Annotated in this window: 19 protein-coding genes and 1 pseudogene; 8 read left to right on the forward strand and 12 right to left on the reverse strand. The window is 62.9% G+C overall.

The genetic code is table 11. The annotated features are described in order from the left end of the window. Positions 1-2: 2 nt before the first annotated feature. The 5 genes from VGE08_RS16635 to VGE08_RS16655 form a co-directional block, all read right to left on the reverse strand. Positions 3-1,856: an asparagine synthase-related protein gene (locus VGE08_RS16635; protein WP_331069035.1), complete on the reverse strand. Its 1,854-nt coding sequence runs from the start codon at positions 1,854-1,856 to the stop codon at positions 3-5. 21 nt (positions 1,857-1,877) lie between these two features. Next, positions 1,878-2,615 (reverse strand): lasso peptide biosynthesis B2 protein, encoded by a 738-nt coding sequence (locus VGE08_RS16640; RefSeq protein WP_331069036.1) that lies wholly within the window; start codon positions 2,613-2,615, stop codon positions 1,878-1,880. A gap of 117 nt (positions 2,616-2,732) precedes the next feature. After that, positions 2,733-2,873, reverse strand: coding sequence for a hypothetical protein (locus tag VGE08_RS16645; RefSeq protein ID WP_331069037.1), 141 nt, complete (start codon positions 2,871-2,873; stop codon positions 2,733-2,735). A gap of 316 nt (positions 2,874-3,189) precedes the next feature. After that, a complete protein-coding gene (locus VGE08_RS16650; protein ID WP_331069038.1) occupies positions 3,190-4,215 on the reverse strand; it encodes a transposase in 1,026 nt (341 codons plus the stop codon). Positions 4,216-4,339: 124 nt separating this feature from the next. Beyond that, a complete protein-coding gene (locus VGE08_RS16655; protein WP_331069039.1) occupies positions 4,340-5,248 on the reverse strand; it encodes a hypothetical protein in 909 nt (302 codons plus the stop codon). Positions 5,249-5,265: 17 nt separating this feature from the next. Between VGE08_RS16655 and VGE08_RS16660 the strand changes: the two genes are divergently transcribed. Then, on the forward strand, positions 5,266-6,228 hold the full coding sequence (locus VGE08_RS16660; protein ID WP_331069040.1) for a VanZ family protein: 963 nt from the start codon (positions 5,266-5,268) through the stop codon (positions 6,226-6,228). A 15-nt stretch (positions 6,229-6,243) separates the two neighbouring features. On the opposite strand, the gene VGE08_RS16665 is transcribed toward VGE08_RS16660, so the two are convergent. Beyond that, positions 6,244-7,329 carry an alcohol dehydrogenase catalytic domain-containing protein gene (locus VGE08_RS16665; protein WP_331069185.1) on the reverse strand — a complete coding sequence of 362 codons (1,086 nt, stop codon included), beginning with the start codon at positions 7,327-7,329 and terminating at the stop codon, positions 6,244-6,246. Between the two features lie 272 nt (positions 7,330-7,601). Between VGE08_RS16665 and VGE08_RS16670 the strand changes: the two are divergent. From VGE08_RS16670 to VGE08_RS16680, 3 genes and pseudogenes are all read left to right on the forward strand, one after another. Then, positions 7,602-7,856, forward strand: a pseudogene (locus VGE08_RS16670) (hypothetical protein); the annotation flags it as partial. Between the two features lie 334 nt (positions 7,857-8,190). Further along, the gene (locus VGE08_RS16675; RefSeq protein ID WP_349258727.1) at positions 8,191-10,332 is read left to right on the forward strand and encodes a glycoside hydrolase family 3 N-terminal domain-containing protein; all 2,142 of its coding nucleotides are present in this window, start codon (positions 8,191-8,193) and stop codon (positions 10,330-10,332) included. 218 nt (positions 10,333-10,550) lie between these two features. Beyond that, entirely contained in the window at positions 10,551-11,099 is a 549-nt protein-coding gene (locus VGE08_RS16680; protein ID WP_331069043.1) for a hypothetical protein, read from the forward strand. 2 nt (positions 11,100-11,101) lie between these two features. On the opposite strand, the gene VGE08_RS16685 is transcribed toward VGE08_RS16680, so the two are convergent. Both VGE08_RS16685 and VGE08_RS16690 read right to left on the reverse strand, forming a co-directional pair. Next, entirely contained in the window at positions 11,102-13,600 is a 2,499-nt protein-coding gene (locus VGE08_RS16685) for a chemotaxis protein CheW (protein ID WP_331069044.1), read from the reverse strand. Positions 13,601-13,755: 155 nt separating this feature from the next. Continuing rightward, positions 13,756-14,451 (reverse strand): histidine phosphatase family protein, encoded by a 696-nt coding sequence (locus VGE08_RS16690; RefSeq protein WP_331069045.1) that lies wholly within the window; start codon positions 14,449-14,451, stop codon positions 13,756-13,758. A 66-nt stretch (positions 14,452-14,517) separates the two neighbouring features. Between VGE08_RS16690 and VGE08_RS16695 the strand changes: the two genes are divergently transcribed. After that, the gene (locus tag VGE08_RS16695) at positions 14,518-14,838 is read left to right on the forward strand and encodes a hypothetical protein (protein WP_331069046.1); all 321 of its coding nucleotides are present in this window, start codon (positions 14,518-14,520) and stop codon (positions 14,836-14,838) included. A 38-nt stretch (positions 14,839-14,876) separates the two neighbouring features. Here the strand turns inward: VGE08_RS16695 and VGE08_RS16700 are convergent, their stop codons facing one another. From VGE08_RS16700 to VGE08_RS16710, 3 genes are all read right to left on the reverse strand, one after another. Beyond that, on the reverse strand, positions 14,877-15,092 hold the full coding sequence (locus VGE08_RS16700) for a hypothetical protein (protein WP_331069047.1): 216 nt from the start codon (positions 15,090-15,092) through the stop codon (positions 14,877-14,879). A 373-nt stretch (positions 15,093-15,465) separates the two neighbouring features. Continuing rightward, positions 15,466-16,044 (reverse strand): hypothetical protein, encoded by a 579-nt coding sequence (locus VGE08_RS16705; RefSeq protein WP_331069048.1) that lies wholly within the window; start codon positions 16,042-16,044, stop codon positions 15,466-15,468. Between the two features lie 32 nt (positions 16,045-16,076). After that, positions 16,077-16,448 carry a response regulator gene (locus VGE08_RS16710; protein WP_331069049.1) on the reverse strand — a complete coding sequence of 124 codons (372 nt, stop codon included), beginning with the start codon at positions 16,446-16,448 and terminating at the stop codon, positions 16,077-16,079. A 442-nt stretch (positions 16,449-16,890) separates the two neighbouring features. Between VGE08_RS16710 and VGE08_RS16715 the strand changes: the two genes are divergently transcribed. Both VGE08_RS16715 and VGE08_RS16720 read left to right on the forward strand, forming a co-directional pair. Continuing rightward, a complete protein-coding gene (locus tag VGE08_RS16715; RefSeq protein ID WP_331069050.1) occupies positions 16,891-17,796 on the forward strand; it encodes a hypothetical protein in 906 nt (301 codons plus the stop codon). 102 nt (positions 17,797-17,898) lie between these two features. After that, a complete protein-coding gene (locus VGE08_RS16720; RefSeq protein WP_331069051.1) occupies positions 17,899-19,539 on the forward strand; it encodes a 3-(methylthio)propionyl-CoA ligase in 1,641 nt (546 codons plus the stop codon). A gap of 93 nt (positions 19,540-19,632) precedes the next feature. On the opposite strand, the gene VGE08_RS16725 is transcribed toward VGE08_RS16720, so the two are convergent. Continuing rightward, positions 19,633-20,781, reverse strand: a complete 1,149-nt coding sequence (locus VGE08_RS16725; RefSeq protein ID WP_331069052.1) for an OmpA family protein — start codon at positions 20,779-20,781, stop codon at positions 19,633-19,635. A gap of 118 nt (positions 20,782-20,899) precedes the next feature. On the opposite strand from VGE08_RS16725, the gene VGE08_RS16730 reads away from it, so the two are divergent. Beyond that, complete coding sequence (locus tag VGE08_RS16730; RefSeq protein ID WP_331069053.1) at positions 20,900-21,715, forward strand: helix-turn-helix transcriptional regulator; 816 nt, start codon at positions 20,900-20,902, stop codon at positions 21,713-21,715. The last annotated feature ends 66 nt before the right edge of the window (positions 21,716-21,781 follow it).

A 21,781-nucleotide genomic window follows, 5' to 3' on the forward strand; every position in this document is an offset into this window, starting at 1 on the left:
CTTCAGGCGGCGGCCTGTTGCTGGGTGCCCTGCAGCCAGTGACGTGCCCACAGCTCGGTATCCAGGTGGCGGAAAATCTCGCCGGGATACACCGTGTTCTTGCTGGGTCCGGCGGACAACACTTCCTCGAGCAGCGCGCGGTCGAGCAAGCCCTGGCGCGCCAGCGTGCCTTCCAGCAATGTTTCCTGCAAGAAGCGGCGCTGACGCTCGAAGATATACTCGTGAAAGCCGGGTGCGCGATCTTTCCACAAGCGTCTGAGGTTGGGTTCCGGCACGTCCGCGCTGAACGCCTTGCGGGCCAGGCCGCGATCGCGGCCTTGATGGAAATGCGTGTAGATGGGAATCCTCAGCAGCAGCTCGATGGCAGGCTGCGCATACAGCGGCGAGACGATTTCCGGCACAGGCGCGTCGGGGGGAGCCGCGACATTGTAGTAGTCGGGCAGGATGACCAACGTGCCCAGGCGGCGGATCTTGCCCCACGGCACGTGACGCAGACCCTGGAACCATCGATGGGAGATCGTTTCCGTGAGTCGCACGTCGTGCTTGAGCTCCGCGGATACCAGTTGACTCGCGGAAAGCAGAAGATGACGCGGCGTACCGACATCGCCGGTCAGCCGGCGGCGCATCGCATTGGTCAACACGCTCCAGCTCGATCGTTGCGTCAGCAACGCAACTTGCGAGGCCAGGCGGAAGACGCCGGGCCGGAGGCCATGATTGCGTAAGAAATCCGGCACCGCGTAGTTCACCGAATCGGCGCAGAATCCCGAATCACCGCCGTCGCCATTGAATATGCCTGTGGCCTGCGTGCGCGCCGTCAGTTCCTGCTCGACCGTGCTGCGTTGAATGAAGCCGAGCAGCGGCGAGGGCTCCAGTGACGGCTGCATTTGCAAGCCGATGCTCAGGTCCATTTCGAGCGGCGAGAGTGGATACTCGATGTGCTCGCAGCCGGCGTACTGCGCCACCTGTCGTGCCCACGGGCGTTCATCGGAACGGCCGAGCGGATTGAAATAAGTGTAGGCGCTGAAACGCGAGATCGGCGCATCCTTCAGGCAACCCGCCACGATGGAAGAATCGAGGCCGCCCGAAAGACGCAACAACAGCGAGCGATGCTGGCTGGCCAGGCTGTGAGTGGTGGCCTTGATCACGTTGCGCATGGCGCAGGCGGCGACGTCCGGGTCCTCGATCAAATCGTCGGCGCCCGTGAATGTGAGCGGGCTCCAGTAGACGTGCGTGACGCTGCTCCATTCGCAGCCGTGATGGAGGAACTCGACGCACTCGCCGCGACGAACCGGCGACACTTCATTGAGCGCCGACAGGTCCTGCATGCTGGTGCCGATCATCAGGTGCGCTCGCAGGAACTCGTCGTTGATCGTGAAGCGCAGCAGTTGCAGATCCATGCAATCGCCGAGCCGCGAGCAGAAGATGCTCACGCCTCGGAACTGGCTGCGCAGGCACGGCAACGAGCCCGTCGGATCCTTCAGCACCCATCTATGTTTGCTGGTGCAGCCAAACGCCACGTACTCGCCCCAGGCATGCTCGATCAGCCAGCGCCCGCGACTCTGCACGTACGCCATGCTCTCGAGCGGACCGAACTGCAAAGGCGTATCGGCCTCGGGTGATGACAGGTCGCGCTTGCGTGTGAACAGTGAGCCGATGACGATGCCGCCGTCGTCACCGACGCGATGGATTTGCGGCGCATCGCTGCGCATGCCCGCGCAGAAGACTTGCATGCCCGGCACGCTGAATTCCTGGCGCCATGCCTGCGACAATTGCGACAGACGCTTGGCGATCAAACGCGCGGTTTCCTGCTGCTGCGGGTTGGCTTCGTCCCATACCATCGCAAGATATCGCAACATCGCCACGCTCCTTTGCGCGCTCTAGATCGCCAGGATGGCGGTGTATTCGCAGACCTCTTCGGGGTTGGCGTCGAGCAGCAATGTGCCGTGTTGTACCCAGCTGTGCGCGGCCCACGGCTTGGTGCGAACACCTATCACCCACGTGGGGTAGAGCTGATAGCTCGCCAGGAACCGGACCAGGGCCAATGCATGAAACAAACATTGGTCCCGTGCCGCGAAAGTATGGGGCCGGAGCCGGCGGAAGATGCTGACCAGCTCGACGGCGCGCTCGGCATCGAACGGTGCCGCCGCGGCGTTCTTTTGCTTGCCGATGTCTTCGGCCACCAGATACAGGGTGCGCGAGCGCACCGAGCGGCGCGCCCAGGTGCAAGCCCGCAAGAAGGCAACGATGTGGTGCCAGCGGATAGGCGATTTGCGATCGATCTGGTGGCCGACGCTGGTCAGCAGGCTTTGCAGGTCCACCTGGGTGGGCGTGAATGCGGCTGGCTCGGGTGCGTCCTTGCTGAGCAGGCCGGCTTCGACCAGCTTGTCGGCGATGCGAATCGCATCCTGCAGTGGCAAGGACTCCGCGTCGCTGGCGAAGCTTGCCGCGGGCGCCACCGGACTGTCCCAGTTGCCGGCGAGCGAGCGCAACACGGCCGTTTCCTTCTGCCCGACGCCGAAGTAGCGATTGCGGCGCAGGTCCAGTAACACGGTACCCGTTGCCGTGGAGCAGGCCCGTACGTGTGCGGGCAACCAATAAGTTTTATCGGTGTGCATGGCCTGCCACCCCGGGTTGGCCGACGCTGAATGCATCCCTGTTGCCACAGTGGGGCTCGCCGCAGCGAGCCCCACCACCACTGAGTTATATGGGACTTATATGGTGTAAGACGCCTCTCAGGCGTCTCTTTGCCCCAGGCCAAATATCGAGTCGTACCAGACTGGCCACAGATGCCACTGCCTGGTTTCGATGGTGGCATCGCCCAGGTCGAGCAGCTCGATGTCGGTAGCATTCTCGGTCGCATCCACTTCTTGCATGATCTTTCCCTCGATGTAGCAACGGTCTGCTGCCCTGCCAAACCTGCAAGGTTTGCGATGCGGCGTCAATATAGTTTGCGGCCGTAAGCTCGATATATCTTCGTGCCCAACTGCAATCAGTCATCTTTCTGCCGTTTCGTTTCAGTCGCGTTCTGCCAGCGCGTTGCCGGGCAGGGGTCAGGTCGTCCTCCGGGCGTTGCCGGGCCCGGCAACGCCCGCCCACTCCCTGTTGCTCCCATCGTCGAAAGCGGCCCACGTCCGTGTCGGGCCTCGGTTCGACGCGCCCGCTCGGTGCGCGACGTCTTCAAGCGTTTATCTAGACCATGCTGGCCGCGCCTTGCTGCGGCCGGTCCTCGTCGTCGCCGTCACGGGCATCGCCGGCGCCATCCCAATAGTGAACCTTGATGCTGCCGCCGATCGGCACCAGCGGCGAGATGTCGTGCATCGCGGTGATCTTGAACAGCTCAGGCCGGCGCGTGCGATAGCGGCTGATAGCCATCGACAACGTCGACGGATCGCGACGCAGGCAACGCGCCACTTCGCTCAGCGTTGCAACGCCGCGTTCAGTGGCATACCACGCGATCAGCGCACGCACCAAGGTGAACTCGCGCTGACGAGAGTTGGACAGCGCGAGGTCGCGTTCGACACCCATGCGGCAAGTGACGGTGTGAATGATCTGATCCAGCGACGCCTTGCTGCGATAGGTGCGCGAGTTGCGAGGCAGGTTCTCCAGGAACTCGGCGCCGCCGATGACGCGCAGATCGTTCGAGCCGACGCGTTCGAACTGAACGACGTCTTCAGGATCCGGACAGCGCGCCATGAATGCGTCGTACTCGGTGCCGCCATCCTTGAGCTCGAGCAGCCGCAGCGCGGTGCGAGTCGTCAGCCACGGGGTGGCGGACTGGCGCGAGTACGTGCCATGGCTGGTGTGTCCAGCCGCACCCGGATGCTCGGCCAGCCCGCCCAAGACCGGAACGTGGTGCAGGTAGTGCAGCAGCTTCAGCAGACAGTGCACGGGATCGATCAGCACGGCCTTGTAGCGCTGCCGGAAGAAATGTCCGGACTCGCCGATGCGCCGATGCATGCTGCGGGCGTAGCGGCTGGTGAGCCCTTGCATGATGCGGCCGACGGAGACCTCGTCGATCTGCAGGATCAAGTGAATGGCTTGCGGTGTCCAGCAGTAGCCGTGCACCCGAGCATTGGTACGGCGCAAGCTGGTGGCCAGCAATCGCTCGAACAGCACATAGTCGTCGGGCTGAGAAAAGATCGGATGATGCGTGTTGCCATGCTGGACGACGTAGTAGGTGCCGCCTGCAACATGAAGCCGTTGCCGTCGAGACATCCTGCAAACCTCCTGGTGAGCTTTCCTGATTCGAGCGCGTCGCAAGCGATGGCGCGAGAATCACATCCGTGCGGGAGGAATGTAGTCCGAGCAGGAGGGACATGCATTCATATATTTTGTAGTGTCAACGCTCCTTGGTTCGCGATGGCAGCGCTAACAAACGTTGCGGATATGAAATGTGTTGCGAGACGCCGCTGCCGGCGAACGCATGATAGTCGCGATCCCAAGGCATGACGATCAGACGCGATTCTCCACTGAGTACCTTGGGCAATACTGGAACGACGTCGCGATTCGCTTCGGCGCGCAGGATTGCGTTCAAGGAAAGGTGCTGTCGCACACTGGCGTCAAGCTCCATCAAGTTGTAAAGCGTCGGCCGCGAAACGTTCATCTTGCCGTCATGCGCGGCGGCGATCACCGCGGCCGGCGTCATCCACTTCATCTCGGTGGCTTCGATCGTGTCCACGACGGCGTGCTGTTCCGGCGGCAGGCTGGCGAGGAAGAAGCGAGTGTCGAAGCGCTTCGACACTGCGGATGGAGTGATCCAATGCGACCAGTAGACCAGCGCCGCCACGTCGAAGTGCAGGTGTTCTTCCTGCAATAACGTGGCAAACAGCTGCGGTTGTGAGACGATTGCGCGCCTTCGCTGCTGCAAGCGTGTCAGTCGTTGATCATCAGCATGGTGCCCGTCCGCAGTCGTTGCCAACAACACGCCGCTTTCTTCGAAGGTTTCCCGAATGGCCGCGATCGCCAGTGCCATGCACGTGGCTTCGGGCAGAGCGTTGCCCTCCAGGTCCTGCAGGTGGTGGCACTGCGAGCGGGCAGAGTCGGGAATCAGTCGCAATACCTCCGCGGACGAGTCCGCCGGACACAACGTGCCACCGGGGAACACCCACATGCCGCCCATGAACGCCATGTTCTCGTGGCGTCGTGTCAGCAGGACTTCGATGTCGTCTGCCTGTTCGCGCAGCAGGAGCACGCTGGCCGCATCGCGAGGCACAGCGGGGGCGGCTACGTTGGATTCGCTACTGCTCACTCTCTCGGACCATCCTCATGAAGCGCGCGTACTGGATTGCGCTGCTGGCGATCGGCATTCTGCTGTGTGCCGTGGTGTTTGCGCCAGTCCCGGGCGACACGCGCTGGATCAGGACGCTGCACAACTCAGCTCACGCGCCCATCTTCGGATGCGTGGCATTGCTGAGTCTGGTCGTCATTCGCGCCCAGCCGCGGTTCGCGACATGGCGGCCGGCAAAGCAATACGCGGTGGCCCTGGCCGTTGCATTGTCCTTGGGGTTGCTGACCGAGTTGCTGCAACTGCCGGCGGGGCGCGATGCCAGCCTCCAGGACGCACTGAATGACGTCATCGGCGCAGTCGCGCTGCTTGGCCTCTTCGCGGTATTCGACGAACAAGTGCGGCTGTTACGCCATGGGCGGGCCGTGCGAGCTGTTGCCGCCGTGATCGGCATTGTCGCATTGGCGGTTGCCGCCGCTCCAGTCACGCGAGCGGCCATCAAGTATCAACAACGCGATCAGCGATTCCCCGTGCTGGCGGATTTCACGGAGCGCTACGACCGCTACTTCATCCTGCAACAATGGGCGCAGTTTTCGCCTGCTCGGATGCCGTCGCGTTGGACCAGCAAAGCAGGGGAGCGGGCGATGCACGTGCGGTTGCTCGATGGACCCTATCCCGGCATGGATTTCATCGAGCTGCCGCCGGACTGGAGCGGCTACTCGACATTGGCGATCGATCTCACCAATCCGACCGGGCTTGGTCTGCAGTTCGTGGTGCGCGTTCACGACGCCGCTCACGACAACGAGATGAGCGACCGATTCAACCGGCGATTCGAGTTGCCGCCCGGCACTCGTCGAGTGTTTCGCATTCCATTGCAGGATATCGCGGCCGCACCGCAAGCGCGAGAGCTGGACTTGCGGCGAGTCGCCGGCATGATCATCTTCCGCGTCGATGATTCGCCGCGCGTCGACGAAATCTACTTCTCGCGCGCCTGGCTGGAGTGACGATCGTGTGCGCGGCTAGAGGGTGATGACCGAGCGGATGGACTCGCCCTTGCGCATCAGCTCGAAGCCTTCGTTGATCTGTTCGAGCTGCAGACGGTGCGTGATCAGCGAATCGAGATCGATCTTCCTGTCGACGTACCAATCGACGATCTCCGGCAACCGGGTGAGGCGCGCTCCACCCATGTAGCAGCCGGTCCAGTGTCGTCCCATCATCAGATGGGTGGGATAGGAGGTGACTTCGGCGCCCTGCGGCGCGACGCCGACCACATAGCTCGTTCCCCAGGCGGGATGGGTGCATTCGAAAGCCTGGCGCATGGCCTGCGGGTTGCCGATGCATTCGAACGTGTAGTCGGCACCGCCGCCGGTGAGCTTCATCAAGTGACTGGTCAGCCTCTCCACTGCCAAAGGATTGACGAAGTCGGTGGCGCCACAGTGGCGTGCGATGGCTTCCTTGCCTGGATTGGTGTCGACGCCGACGATCTTTTTCGCGCCCGCCAGTCGTGCGCCCTGCACGACGTTCAGTCCGATGCCGCCCAGTCCGAAGACGACCACGCAGCTGCCGGCTTCGACCTTGGCCGCGAACAGCGCGGCACCCAACCCGGTGGTCGCGCCGCAGCCGATGTAGCAGATCGGATCGAAGGGCGCGTCGTCACGCACCTTGGACAGCATGTTCGCTGGCAGCACCGAATAGTCGGCGAAAGTCCCCAACCCCCACAGCTGCGACACCGGCTTGCCATTCAGCGAAAAGCGCGACTCGCCCGGCCGCAGGCGTGCCAACGCCTCGACGCACAGGTTGGTCTTGGTCGAATGACAGTAGGCGCACGTTTCGCAGTGAGGAATCAGGAACGGAATGACGTGGTCGCCGGGCTTGAACCGGGTCACGCCAGGTCCGCATTCGACCACCACGCCGGCCGCTTCATGGCCCAGCAGCGCCGGAAATTCCCAGGGCAGCTTGCCGTCTTGAATGTGCAGATCCGAATGGCACAGGCCGGTCGTCTTGATCTGCACCAGGACTTCGCCTGCGCGCGGCGCGTCCAGTTGCAAGGTCTCCATGACGAACGGCTGATTCGGGCCGTGTACGATCGCGGCTCGTACTTCCATTGTCACGATGCAGTTCTCCCCGGTGAGCGACTATCGCTGGTGCGGACGCGAGCGTACGCACATCGCATCGAGGGAGCAATCGATCAGCCAGAGATGACACGCTGACTCTCGATTCGCGCGACTGTGTTTTGCGAAACACCGCAGGATCGGGCAATCCCGTCGCAGTTTCGGAGGGTCAAGATTCGTGCCCCGCGGTAGCTCTCAGCCACCCCCCCGAGGTTTGCCATGCTCACGCTCGATATCAACGGTCGGAGGGTCGAAACGGACGCCGAACCCGATACCCCGCTGCGGTGACCTTGAAGGAAGGCCGCGTCGAACAGAGCAACTTCGATGACTACCCGGTGCTGCGTATCAACGAGATGCCGGCGATCGAAACTCACATCGTGCCCTCGAAGAACAAGCCGACGGGTGTGGGCGAGCCGGGCACGCCGGTGATTGCGCCGGCCCTGGCGAATGCGCTGGCGCAGATCGATGGCAAGCCGGTGCGCTCGCTGCCGTTGTCGGCGCAAGACGTGAGATTGGCCTGATGCCAGCGGTTGGCGGATAGCGGTTGGTGGCTGGTGGTTGGTTGGACAAGACCGCGAGTCACTAACCGCTAACCGCTAACCGCCAACCGCCAACCGCCGGCCATGCAGGACTTGCATGGACGACTCGCTCATTCGGGCGAAAACGGGCGGCGCCTCTTGCCGCTCGCGCGGGTCGTGGCAGGATGCGCCGATGACCTCAGCCAACTTCGTTTCCCGTCGGAATTTTCTGCTCGGTACGTCCTCACTCGCACTGCTCGGTCTGGCGCAGCGGGTTGCGTCCGCGAGCTCCCTCAGCGCCCGCGCCGAAGCTCATATTGAATCGCTGATCGCGAAAATGACCCTGCAGGAGAAGGCGGGGCAGCTCAGCATTTTCTCCGATGGCACGCGCCAGGTGCCGAAGATGCAGATCAATCCGGAGGCGGGCCCGCCGGTCGAAGGAAATCTCGCGCAACGAGTGCGCGAGGGGCGCTTGATCGGCGTGTTCAACGGGCTCGGCGCGGCCGGCGCGCGTGCGATCCAAAGGATCGCGGTCGAAGAATCGCGCATGAAGATTCCGCTGATCTTCGGCGCCGACGTATTGCACGGTCTGTACACGGTCTTTCCGATTCCTCTGGGCGAGTCTGCGAGCTTCGATCCGCAGCTGGCCGAGCGCACCGCGCGTGCTGCCGCAATCGAATCGACGGCCAACGGCTTGCACTGGACATTCGCACCGATGGTGGACATCTGCCGCGATCAGCGTTGGGGGCGCGTGGCGGAAGGTTCCGGCGAGGATACGTATCTTGGCTCGGTGCTGGCGGCCGCGCGAGTGCGGGGCTTTCAAGGCAAGAGCCTCACCGACGAGGACAGCCTGCTCGCCTGTCCCAAACATTTCGTCGCCTACGGCGCGGCCATGGGCGGCATGGACTACAACTCGGTCGAGATGTCGGAGCAGACGCTGCACGAAGTGTATCTGCCGCCCTTCAAGGCGGCGTTCGACGCCGGCGCATTGTCAACGATGAGCTCGTTCAACGACATCAACGGCGTGCCCATGTCGGCCAATCGCAAGTTGATGACGGAGCTGTTGCGAGAACATTGGAAGTTTCGTGGCATGGTCGTGTCCGACTACACAGCCGATATGGAACTGGTCGCGCACGGTGTCGCGAAGGACGATCGCGAGGCAACCAAGCTCGCCATCCTCGCCGGCATCGACATCAGCATGCAAAGCGACTTCTACAATCAATACCTGCCGGACCTGGTCACCAGTGGCGAGCTGGCGTTGGCCGTGGTCGATGAATCCGTGCGGCGCGTCTTGCGCACCAAGTATCTGCTGGGCTTGTTCGATAATCCTTATCGATCGCTCAATCCCGAAGTCGAAAGGCGCAACACGATGACACCAGAGTTGCGAGCTGTCGCGCGGCAAAGCGGTCGGGCCTCCATCGTGCTGCTGAAGAACGAAGACAACCTGCTGCCACTGCCAAAATCGGGACGGAAGATCGCGTTGATCGGACCGTTCGGCGCCGACACGCTCAATCTCGCCGGCCCTTGGGCACCGTTCGCCAGCTTGGACAATGTAGTGAGCGTGGAGCAGGGCATGCGCGCCGCGCTGGCGGACAAATCGCTGCTGACGGTTGTGCAGGGCTCGTTGATCGAAAAACCCCTGGACGGCGGTGTCGATGCCGCAGTGGCCGCGGCGAAGACAGCCGACGTCGTGGTGCTCGCAATCGGCGAAGGACAGAACATGTCCGGGGAAGCGCAGTCGAGAACCCAGATCATCGTTCCCGAGCCTCAGCAGCGGCTCGCGGAAGCGGTCGCGACTGTGGGCAAACCGATAGTCGTTCTGCTCCGGAATGGTCGCGCGCTCGCACTTGAAGGCGCCGTGCGTCATGCGCAGGCAATCGTCACTACCTGGTTTCTCGGTACCGAGACCGGCAACGCCATCGCCGATGTGCTGTTCGGCGATTACAGTCCCAGCGGCCGGTTGCCAGTGAGCTTTCCGCAGGACTCCGGACAACAGCCGTACTTCTACAATCGACGCACCACGGGCCGCCCGCAGGTTGACGCAAAGCCAGCGTACAAGGCGCGCTATCGCGAGGTTTCCAACGAAGCGCTGTATCCGTTCGGCCATGGGCTGACGTACTCGCGTTTCACTTACGAGCCGCCACAACTCGACACGCAGACGCTTCCCTGGAACGGAACGTTGACGGTCACCGCGAGAATCACCAACAGCGGCCAGCGTGAGGCCGAGGAAGTCGCGCAGCTTTATATTCGCGACCGTGTCGCCAGCATGACTCGTCCGATCCGGGAGCTGAAAGGCTTTCAGAAGATTCGACTGGCTCCGGGCGCGTCCGCCGAAGTGCGGTTCACGCTGACGCGGCAGGAGCTGGCGTTCTACAACCAGCAGATGGAATTCGTGGCCGAGCCTGGCGAGTTCGAGGTGTGGATCGCGCCGTCGGCTACGACCGGCATCAGCCGCCGGTTCGTGCTGGCGTCGACTTGACATTGCTCGGGCAACGACTGTCGAAGTTCTTGCCAAATCATCCGCGGCGGCGCATAAGCAATCCGGCAAATCAGTGGCCCGCCAAGCGTCTGCACGCTGCCGGCATGCAACTTGCTCCAGGTGACTCCGTCCAAAGTCGAGCCGCGATTCGCTAAATGTCAAACGCTTCGAGATCGGTACGCACCCTCGGTCGAACTGTCGCCCAGGCCCTCATTCCAATGCTATTGGCCGCCTTGAGCTCGCAGGCGGCGCATGCGACCTCTGGCTCGGCCGCGGCCCTGGAAGGCATGTGGTGCAGCGAGGACGCGAATGCCAGCGAGACCATCGTGCAGTACTCCGCCGCCGGCGCGGATATCACCGAGTTCACCGTGCTTTCCGAAGCCGATCCCCGGCGGATCGGCAGCCTGGCATCCATGCGTTTGACGGCGGAGGCGCCCAATGTCTTCGTGAGCCGTGCCTTTGGGGCGGATCAGGAATTCAGCGTCCAACGCGAGCGGCTCACGGTGAATTCTCTGTGGATCTGGAATCGCGGCACCAGCAACGAAACGCGCCAGGTGCTCGCCACGCGGACCTACTACAAGTGCGACGTGGGCCAGGCCTTCCGGCGCGCGCAGGAATTCCTGTCTTCACCCAAGGCCGAAGAAGCGACGCGACTGGCGGTTCAGCGTGAAGCCGATGCCGCGCTCGAAGAGCGCCGCAATTCGCTCAAGGATGCCTACTACGGCGGATTGATTCGTCAGCTCAATCTGGGACGCCGCGCGGGCTGATCTCAGCTCGCTGCCTCGAGCTGAGTGTCCGATGCGGTGGCTGGCGCAAGCTTGAAGCCGGCGGCGCCCGCATAGATCAACAGCTGCTCGATGTTCATGAGCATGAGCACCGGCTCTTCGGGGTGCTCGGGCCGGACCGCGCGATCGAGAATGGCCGCGCCGCGAGTATTCATCTCTCCAACCGGCAGGATGCGGTTGACCGCGATCTCCGGTATGTCGGCCAACTCGTCGACCAGCAGGCCGAACAATTGCCCCGTCCCTGCGGCGCGCACGGCGATCACATTGCGCGCGTCGCTGCCCCGGCCGGCATTGAGTAAACGGCCCAGATCGATGACCGGCAGCGGCGCCTCGCGATACATCAAGAGGCCGGCGTGCCAGGCGGGCGCGTTCGGAATGGGACGGATCTGAGTGCCATCCAATGCTTCGACGATTTCATCGCGCATCAGGCCGAGCCGTTGTTGGCCGCAGTAGAACGTGGCTACGTCGACTACCGCTTCATGCGCGGCCAGCCTGCGGTGGCTCTGCGCTTCGGCGCGGCGCAAAGTCACATGCTCGGTCGCCGCACCCAGCGGAATGAGGATGAGGCTGAAAACTCCCATGCCCGAGTACTCGCGATAGCCTGACGTCTTGCGCACGCCGATCGCGTAGTGCACGCCGTTCATGCATACGGTCTGCGGCGCACCTTCATTGGTGTTGAGGATCTCGCGAGGCAGATCGATCGTATCGCCGGGCTGATACCGAGATGTGGCCGCGACCACGCTCATGTGCGCATCGACGAACAATCCAATGCTGCCGCTCACCAATTCGCCCGACTCGGTGCGAGGCAGCGCGTCGCGAAGCATCGCTGTGAATTGGGGGGCGCAGTCGAACACGATGCCGATGCCGCCGACCACGCGGCGTGCCTCGTTGCGAATGGCGGCGCCATAGATCAACGTGTGCTGACCGTTGTACAGGACGCTCGGTGCAAACGCCGACACCGCGTACTGTTGCGAATCGCGCAGTTCGAGTGTCGCCGCGACCCAGGGTTCGCGAACGATGCTGCCAACTTTGCCGGCGTGCGTCGCATTCGAAACGGCGACGATGCAGCCCTCGCTGTCGAACAACACGATGTCATGATAGACGGTGTAGAGGCTGTTGATGTGCCGCAAGATCTCGCTCGGATCACGATCACCGCCGCCCTGCGAGAGATACCGGCTCAGCGCGCCGTTCAATGCCCACCATCGGCAATCGTTGGCGCGCTCGTAAAGATTGCGATCGAGCACGTCGACCGCCAGCGAAGCCAACAACCGTGCGTCATCGAGAATGGATGACACGACCGTTTCCTGCAGTTCGCTGATGGAGCGTTCAAATGTTTCCTGCGTGCGGCGGCCGGCATTGCCGATCTCGCGCAGCAGGACCTTGGTGAAGTCGCTGCTGGAGTCGGTGCTGGTCGCCAGGCGCACGTTGCCGTTCCACACCGTGCGATTCAGCTCGCGCTGAATGGCGTCGGCCTGCACGGGAATCTTGCGCAGGGCGGGGGAGAAGATGGTCTCGCTCTCGCGCAGCGCAGCCAGTAGCTCGCGGGAAATGTGCTTGCCGTCCGCGCCAGTCTGGGCGTCGAAGGCGTGTTCGATGGGTAGCATCGCGTGGCCGAGCCAGCCAGGTCCCATGTAGCCTTGATAGCCTTGAGTGCGACAACTGACTGCCAGGTACTCGCGGCCCGCGAACCTAACTATGCGGCCACCGGTGTCGAGCACCAGCGGTACTGTTGCGCCAATGGGAATCTGCCAGGCATCGCTGCTCGCAAGCACCGTGCCGTGCTCGTCGAGGAAGCAGAGCTCGGACCAGTCTTCTGCGGCCCGCAGCTTGGCGAAGATGCCTTTGACTTCATCGTCGAAGCGGAAGCAGAGGCACAGCACGGCTTCGGTGCGGGAGCCTTCGCCTACGCGAAACGAGTAGATGAGAGTGCGCTCCACGTCGGGCAGCAGGTCGACGCGGCCAAAGGTTTCCACATAGCCCTGGCGCGTGGTGAGCGTCTTCTTCAGGAGCTCGTGCGAAGTACGCGCGACCTCGTATCGCTCGTCGAGGCGAACCAGCACTTCACCGCTGGTGTCGAGCAGCACCACGTCGTGATAGACGGAGTACTTGCTGATGTATTCCCGAAAACGGCCGCGCAGACGATCGTTCAGTTCGCCTGCCTGCGAGCCATCACGGCGACGCTGGCGCAGGTAGTCGCGAATCTCATCGTCGATCGCCAGGAAGCCGATGTCGGCGGTACGCTCGAACAGGTTGCGGACGATCACGTCGATGGCAATCTGGGCCTTGGCCCGCAGGGCCAGCATGGCCTTCTTATAGGTTTCTTCGCTGAGGCTGTGCACCAGGTCGTTGGCCAGTGCTTCGAACGCCTGGCGGGTGCCGCTCATATCCGCGCCATCGCCACGTAGATGCGACAACAGCGACAGCGTGTCCCACGAGCCCTGCAGGCTAGCCAGGCGCGCGCGATAGTCCTCCACTGAGGACATATGCCGTACCATCGCTGCCTTCCCCATTGCTCGCGGCCCTCGTTGTCACCACCTTGGCAACTCTGTAACGGCGCGCAATGCAGCAACCTTGAAAAGTAAAATGGGCGCTGGTTCGCGATTTCTCGCGTCCAAAATGGTGCGTGCCGTTGAGTGGATCAGCGGTAGGTGATCAAGTGTCGCAACGGTGCACGATCCAGGTGCGGCAGGCCGTTGAACATGGACAACGAAACTCTCTCGACGCTGTAGATCAGTCGTGTGATCGAGGCGTTGTGAATGGCCCAGTTGAGCTCGAGGCCGGCATGATTGGAGAGGCCCAGCACCTGGGCGACCAGGGTGCCGATGACGCCGCCGGAGGTGCTGATGAGCAGGGTTTTCGAGCGGCCTTCGCTGCGCATGATGTTCGCAACGGCTGTGGTGACGCGGGCGTGAAAGCCTCGCCAGGGAATCATTTCTTCCGCTTCGATCCGTGCCTCCACCCAGGCGCGCGCGGCACGCTCGAGGAACAGCTGAAACTTGCGCCGGTCGGTGTGCAACCCGGGCCATTCGGCTTCCGCCAGTTCTTCGGGCGTCAGCGATCTTGCAAACGCCTGCAGTATGGCGTCGCTATCGTACTCATCGAAGGCGGGCTCGATGGCGATCGGCGGCGGATCCCCAAGGGCGGCCGCGATGAGTTGCGCCGTGTCTCTCTGCCGTTGCAGCGAGCCGGAGTAGATCCGGTCGATGCGCTCGCCCAACCCGGCAAAGTAGCTGCCGAGCAGCCGCGCCTGCTCGCGGCCGGTGTCGGATAGCTGATCGTAGTTGCCAGTGCCGAACGACGCCTGCCCGTGACGAATCAGATAAATCGTGCTCATGTGCGCCAGTGTAACGGGCGTGCTCGGGTATAGTCCCACCCGTCATCATTGGCAGGAGCCCACTGAATGTCCCTCACCCGCGTCGACGCCTACGAGGTGTTCTACTCTGCAAACGGATTTCCGCCGCGGATCGCCCTGAAAGGCGCGGGCAACTACATCGGTATGCTGGTGTTTCTACCGAACGGCGCGACGCTGCCGGCGGACACGCTGACCAAGGGGCAGGTGGTGCTCTACTACCACCTCGATCACTATCACAACGCCATCGACCTGCTGCGCAACGAGAAGCCCATTTATCTGTTCTACAACGGCTCGGGCGCGGGCTTCGAGAATGGCATCAAGACCATGGTCGAAAAGGTGGGCGAGGGCGAGATCACGCCGGCCGATTGATGGCAGGATCGATCCGCTGCTTCAATCGACCGGTTCGCTCAGTGACGCGCGCTCGCGGTGCGCTTCTCCGACGCCGGTTCGGCCGCGCCCAGGTCGGTGATCTCCACCGCCCAGGAGCGTTCCTGCAACTGGTTGATTTCGACGCTCGGTACGTTCTCGTCCGTATCGAGCAGCGTCGAGGATGCCCATAGGGCCGCGCCTACCAGCACGAATGCGCCGGCAATGCCGATGATTTGTTGAGACTTGATCGCCATGATGGACTCCCTTGTTGCTGCATCTTCGTGGACGCGTCGGCGGGGTCATCTTCCTGATCGGCTCGTTACAGCGGATCGATCGACGAGGCAACGATAGCCTCCTGAATATTCCAAAGCGTGCGGGACGTCACACCGTCATTTGCAACGCGGCGCAAAAAAATCACGAGTGAGACGCGGTTCTCAGCTCGCGCTTTGCCCGATGTCGCACGCCTGCGTTGCCCTGCAAATATTTGCAGAAATGTCCGCAAGTCACGTCGGCCAGCGCGACGTTATGCAATATGAAATAACAAAAGCTGCCGTGAACGTTGCGGCAGCTCAGGGAAGCGTGGGAGTAGTGGCCTGGAATCGGCCCGGAACGGATGCAGATGCGCGGCTAGAACAGCTCGATTTCGCCAGCGGTGGCGACGCGCAGCGTCTGCGTGCTCTGATGAATGTGGTCGCGCGCCTCGTCGGCGGATGCGCCTTCCACCATCATCTGGAAGAGCTGTTTCTCTTCCTCGGTGCGATACAGACGTTTGAGCGTGGTGAACAGGCGGCGCCACTGTTCGCGCTGAGTCGCCTGCTCGCGGTCGCAAACGAATAGTGCCAGCGTCGACAGGCTGTAACGCACGTGGCCGAGCCGCTGCGTCAGCTTGTCATAGAACTGGAACGCGACCACGGCGGAGCTCATCTGCCGGTCGATGGACTCCAGCTTCTTGATGATGTCCAGGTTGCCGAGCGCGGCGCGTTGTTCGGGAGTGAACGCAGCGGCGGCGGCCTTGATGGAGCGGGCGGTCTCGGCCAGGCCGGAGAAGGCCCTGACCAGAGAATCCACCGCGAGGTCGGACTCGCAGGTGGCCGACTCCATCTGCGCCTCGCACAGCTCGAGCATCTGCGCGATCTGTTGTTCGGGTGTCCAATCCGCCAGCGGCGCTGCTTCGGCGTTGGAGATTTCTATTGAGTTCGGCAGCATGGGCGGATTCACCGCGGCGTGAGCGCAGCGGGTCACAGCACTCGCGCGATGGTGGCCAGCAACTGGTCCGGATTGAACGGCTTGACGATCCAGCCGGTCGCGCCGGCCTGCTTGCCGCGCATCTTGGTTTCCTGGCCGGACTCGGTGGTGAGCACCAGCATCGGCGTGAACTTGTACGTGTCCAGGCCGCGCAACTCCTTGACCAGCGTGATGCCGTCCATGCGCGGCATGTTGACGTCGGTGAGGACCAGATCGACACCTCGCGTCTTGGCGAGGTCCAAAGCTTCGACACCATCGGCAGCCTGAATCACTTGGTAGCCAGCACCTTCCAAGGTGTAGCGGACCATCTGGCGCATGGACGCGGAATCGTCCACGGCAAGAATTGACTTCGAGGCTTCAGACATTACACATGCTCCAATGACACAAGCTTGCTCCGGCCGCCGCGACGGGAGAGGGACGCGACCTCGGTGTTTGACGTTTTAACGGCGCATGCTGCGCGGAATTGAGTCAGGGGTTTCCGGAATGAGCGACCGGTCGCACTCCGTGGGACATCGTGGATCGCTTCGTGAGGCGGTGCGCTGAGCGACATAACGTGGCTGTTTCGGGGGGTTGCTGAACCGCAGGCTGAACGAAGGATGCCGGGCGAGGGTTGGCTTGCACGCATGGCGGCGGCGAGGTCCGAAACTGCCAACTGCTCGGCAGAGGCGGAAAGTGTGACGCAGTACAGTCCCGCGCCAGACGAGACATAAGCAGCGCGCCTTGCGCGCTGCTTATCGTTTCTCTGGGTTCGAGAAGGGCGGGCGTGAAAGGGCTACGAGCCGGACGGCACAACGTCAAGGGACTTCGATGGGGCTTTCCGAAACCATTCTGGCGGCCATGATCGGTGCGTTGGCCACCGTCACCACGGCCCTGTTCCAGCTGTTCAGCACCTTCAAGGAGCAGCGTAGCAGCAAGGCGGACGTGCGCCCGAAAAAGCGCTCGACCCTGCGCTCGGTGCTGGCCGTGCTGGCTCTCATGGTGGCCTCCGGGGCTGGCGGATTCCTCTATTCCGAATTCATCAAGGAGCGGGCCGCCGAGGAAATGCGGGTGATGCGCACCGAGCTGAAGGAACTGCGCTCGCTGATCGCCAGCGAGAGAGAAGCGGCGCGCGCCGAAGCTGCTGACACTGCCGGGGCCGCGGACGAGAGCTACATTCCGATGACATTGCCGGTGGCCATGGAGGGCGTGGCCGATAGTGTCGAGTCGGTCGTCTATGTGCCGGCCTGCCGCGCTGGTGGAGCGACAGGATCCTGCGGAGAGCAGGATGCTCAGAGAATCGCCCTGTGCGGCACGATCCCGGCGTATGCGCGCATCGATGGCATCCAGCTGTTCGCGCAACCCAATGCCATGCAGGCCCCCTGGGACCAGCATCGCGCCAGCTTCGAGCAGGATCTCGGCGGCGCGCGCTTCACCGGCAGCTCGTTCGAATATGCGCAAGGCACCGATCTCAAGGCCGTGTGCGTGAACTTCATGCAATGGAGCAGCGAGCATCCGCATATCGCGCGAATCGTCGTGCGGTACGGTTTTGGCAACGCGCCCGCCATGCACGAGCAGGCCATGCCCGCGTCGGGCCCGCCGGCCCAGATCTCCCCACTGCCCCCGGTGCCATCGTCCCCGGCGCCGCTCGCCGAAACGCCGGCCGTCATTGCCGCCGACTCCCTGCCGGCGCTGCCCACGGCCGCTGCTCTGGCCGGCCCGGCGACCCCCCAGTAGCCCGACCGTCCGGCCGGTGCATCGGAAGATCCGCCGCGACAAGCACCCCCCCTCGCTTTTGTGGTATGACTCCGAAGCTACCAACAGCGACGGGGGAGACGAATGTTCGGTCTGATGATGGATCGGCCGCTACTGATCAGCAGCATTGCGCGGCACGCAGAACTACAACATCCGCACCGGGAGATCGTCTCGGTCGCCAACGACAATCCCAGGCACCGTTATACCTATCGTGATGCCTTCGCTCGCGCGCGCAAGCTGGCCAATGCGCTGAAACGCCTCGGCTTGCAGCATGGCGACCGGGTCGGGACGCTGGCCTGGAACGACTATCGGCATTTCGAAACCTACTACGCCGTGTCCGGCTCGGGTTACGTCTGCCACACCATCAATCCACGACTGTTCGAAGACCAGATCGCTTTCATCATCAACCACGCCGAGGATCGCTGGTTGTTGCTCGATCCGGTATTCGTGCCGTTGCTGGAGAAACTGCAAGCGCGCTTGCCCAAGCTGGAGGGCTGCATCGTCATGACCGACGAGGCGCACATGCCCGCCACGCAGTTGCCACGTGCTCGCAGCTATGAATCGTTCATCGCCGACGAGAGCGACGCTTTCGACTGGCCGGAATTCGACGAACGCACCGCCAGCTCGCTGTGCTACACCTCGGGTACCACTGGCGAACCGAAGGGCGTGCTCTACAGTCATCGCTCCACGCTCCTGCATTGCTACGCGTCGGCGTTGTCCGATGTGATGTCGCTGTCGGCCCATGAAGTCGTCTTGCCGGTGGTGCCGATGTTTCATGTGAACGCCTGGGGCCTGCCTTACTCGTGCCCGATGGTTGGCGCCAAGCTGGTGTTCCCCGGTTCGAAGATGGGCGATGCCGAAACCCTGCAAGCGCTCATCGAGGAAGAGAAAGTGACGTTCTCGGCTGGGGTGCCGACCGTGTGGCAAGGGCTGGTCGCCTATCTCGAGAAGACCGGCAAGCGCATCGACAGCCTGAGGCGCATCGTATGCGGCGGCTCCGCGGTGCCGGTGGCATTGATGAAGCAACTGGCCGAACAGCACGACGTGGAAGTCGTGCACGCCTGGGGCATGACCGAGACCAGTCCGCTCGGAACGCTTCGCTGCCAGACGCCGGAAGCGGACGCTCTGCCCGAGCAAGAGCGCGAGGCTCTGCGCGCCAAGCAGGGACGTACCGTGTTCGGTATCGAATTGCGAGTGGAGGACGACAACGGAGTCGAAGTACCGCGCGATGGCAAGTCGTTCGGCGCGTTGAAGGTTCGCGGGCCGTGGGTCGCCGCGAGTTACTACAAGCGAAGCGGTGACGACGTATTCGACGAGCGCGGCTGGTTCAACACCGGCGATGTCGCGACCATCTGCCCGTTGGGCTACATGCAGATCACCGATCGCACCAAGGACGTGATCAAGTCGGGCGGCGAGTGGATCAGCTCCATCGAGCTGGAGAACCTGGCAGTCTCGCATCCGGCGGTGGCGCAAGCGGCGGCAATCGCGATTCCGCATCCGAAGTGGCAGGAGCGGCCGTTGCTGGTCGTGGTGCTGAAACCGGGCGCCACGGCGACCGCGGCGGAGCTGCTGGAATTCATGGCCGGCAAAGTGGCGAAGTGGTGGCTTCCGGACGACGTGGTGTTCGTCGACAAGTTGCCGCTGACGGCCACCGGCAAGCTCAGCAAGCTGCAGCTGCGGCAGCAGTTTGCGGACTATCAGTTTCCCGCCAACCAGGCCGGGTAAATAAAAGGTTCCTGCCCGAGATGGCAGGAACCTTCGATCTCTGAAGCGATCTCCGAAGCAGTGGGCTCCGCCGTTGCGGCGGAGCCTCGCGCATCAACGCTGCTCTTCGACCTTGCCCTCGCCCTGGACCTCCACGGCGTCGCCGGGGTTGTCGAGCACGTACATCACCACGCGGCGATTCAGCGCACGACCGGCTTCGGTCCTGTTGTCCTCGATGGGCTGCGACTCGCCGTAGCCACGCGCCACCAGTTGAGTCTCGGGCACACCCTGGTCGACCAGGTACGTGCGCACGGCATCAGCGCGTTGCTGCGACAACTTGAGGTTGTACGCGTCCGCGCCCGAGCTGTCGGTGTGACCCTGCAGCTCGATCTTCAGCCGCGGATATTTCTTCAGATCCACAGCGACCGCGTCGAGCACCGAGCGCGAGTCCGGTGTCAAGCGCGCCGAGTTCAGTTCGAAGGTCACACCTTCCAGCGTGATCGAACCCTTGCGGGTGCAACCGTAGGCGTCGACCGCGACACCCGCGGGGGTATCCGGACACTTGTCAACGTTGTCGAGCACGCCGTCCTTGTCCTGATCGCCCACAGGCGGCGGCGGGGGCGGCGGAGGCGGCGGCGGCGGTTCCGGAGCCGGCGGCGGTGTTTCCACCGGCTTGGCCGGCGGCGCGCCGAACGAGAACTGGAAGCCGAGCATACCGAGGTAATCGCGATTGTTGTCGATGGCGCCGTCTTCGTCCCAGCGCACTTTCAGCTCGGGACGCAAGGCGAAGCTCTTCGCGCCGTCGCTGCTCTGCCAGGCCTTGATGAACATGCCGGCGCCGACCTGGCCCATCAAGTTGGTGGCGTTGCTGCCTGGGCTGCGCTCGTTCTGCAACACGCCCGCGCCGAAGCTCAGGAACGGTTCTACCGCGCCGCCACGATTCATCACCGTCAATAGATCGAGCGAGCCGCCGTACAGGCTGATGTCACCGCGGCCCGGGCCGCCCCCGATCTGCGAGCCGTTGAGATTCAGCTCCAGGTTGAGCGCCTGGCTGAGGTGTTTGCCAACGGCGACACCATACAGCCAGTCTTTGTCTTGCACCGGCCGATCGTTGTCGACCGAGATGCCGCCGATCTGCGGCGTGATGTACCAGTGGCCGACATCGTCAGCCGCGGCAATCCCCGGCGCGGCGATGACGAGCGCCGGCACGGACCAGCGCAATGCCGGCCGGGCCAGAGCACGTAACGCGTGAAACACCTTCATATCGAACCCTCTTGTTTATTCAACATCGTTCCAACATGCCGTTACACAGACTGTCGGTGCGTTGCGTCCGGTCCCGGCACGGGCGACACATTAGCGTTCCGTAGACCTCGAACAAGCTTTGAAAACCGAAGTACCGGAATACGGTACCCTTGGCACCATCGTACAAAACCTGTCGGAATTTGTTGCAGTGAACGAGACCAAGAACCTGTTGGAAACTTTGAAGCGTTGCTTGCGCGCTCGCGGCATGACCTACCAGAAGCTCGGGCGCGTGCTCGGTCTGAGCGAGTCTTCGGTGAAGCGATTGTTCTCGGATGAATCTTTTACATTGGTGCGCCTGGAGCGCGTGTGCGCGGCCATCGACATGACTGTCGCCGATCTGGTACGCATGTCCGCCGGTCCGCGCGAGGCGCAGAGCTTCAGCCTGTCGCTGGAGCAGGAGCGCATTCTAGCAAGCGATGCATCGTTGCTGGCCTTGTTTTACTTGCTATTGAATGGTCGTTCGGTGGAAGCGGCGGAGCGTCGCCTCAGCCTCAATGCCCGAACGATGCGCGCTCTGTTGACAAAGCTGGTCGAGGCGCGGTTGATCGACGTCGATGCCAGGCGCCGGGTCCAGTTGCACGCACGCTTGCCCATTGCCTGGCGTCCCGATGGTCCGGTGCGCAAGTTGTACGAGCGCCAGGTGCGGGCGGAGTTTCTGCAGGGGCCCTTCACGGCAGCCAACGAAGCACTGAGCTTTCACTCCGCCGAGTTGTCGCCGGCGTCGGTGCGCATCCTGCTCAAGAAGATCGACAAGCTGGCTGCGGACTTTGCCGACCTCGCCGCGCTGGATGTCCAGTTGCCCGCGCGTGAGAAGACCAGCGTCGCGCTGCTGCTGGCGTGCCGGCCGTGGGTGTTCTCCATGTTTTCGGCGTATCGAGCCAAAGCCGCGGCCTGAGAACGCGCTGAGCCCAACAGGCACACGTACACGCACCCAAAAGAGGCGCGGGCATGCCGCAGCGAC

The sequence above is a fragment of the Steroidobacter sp. genome (assembly GCF_036406195.1).
Taxonomy (GTDB): domain Bacteria; phylum Pseudomonadota; class Gammaproteobacteria; order Steroidobacterales; family Steroidobacteraceae; genus Steroidobacter.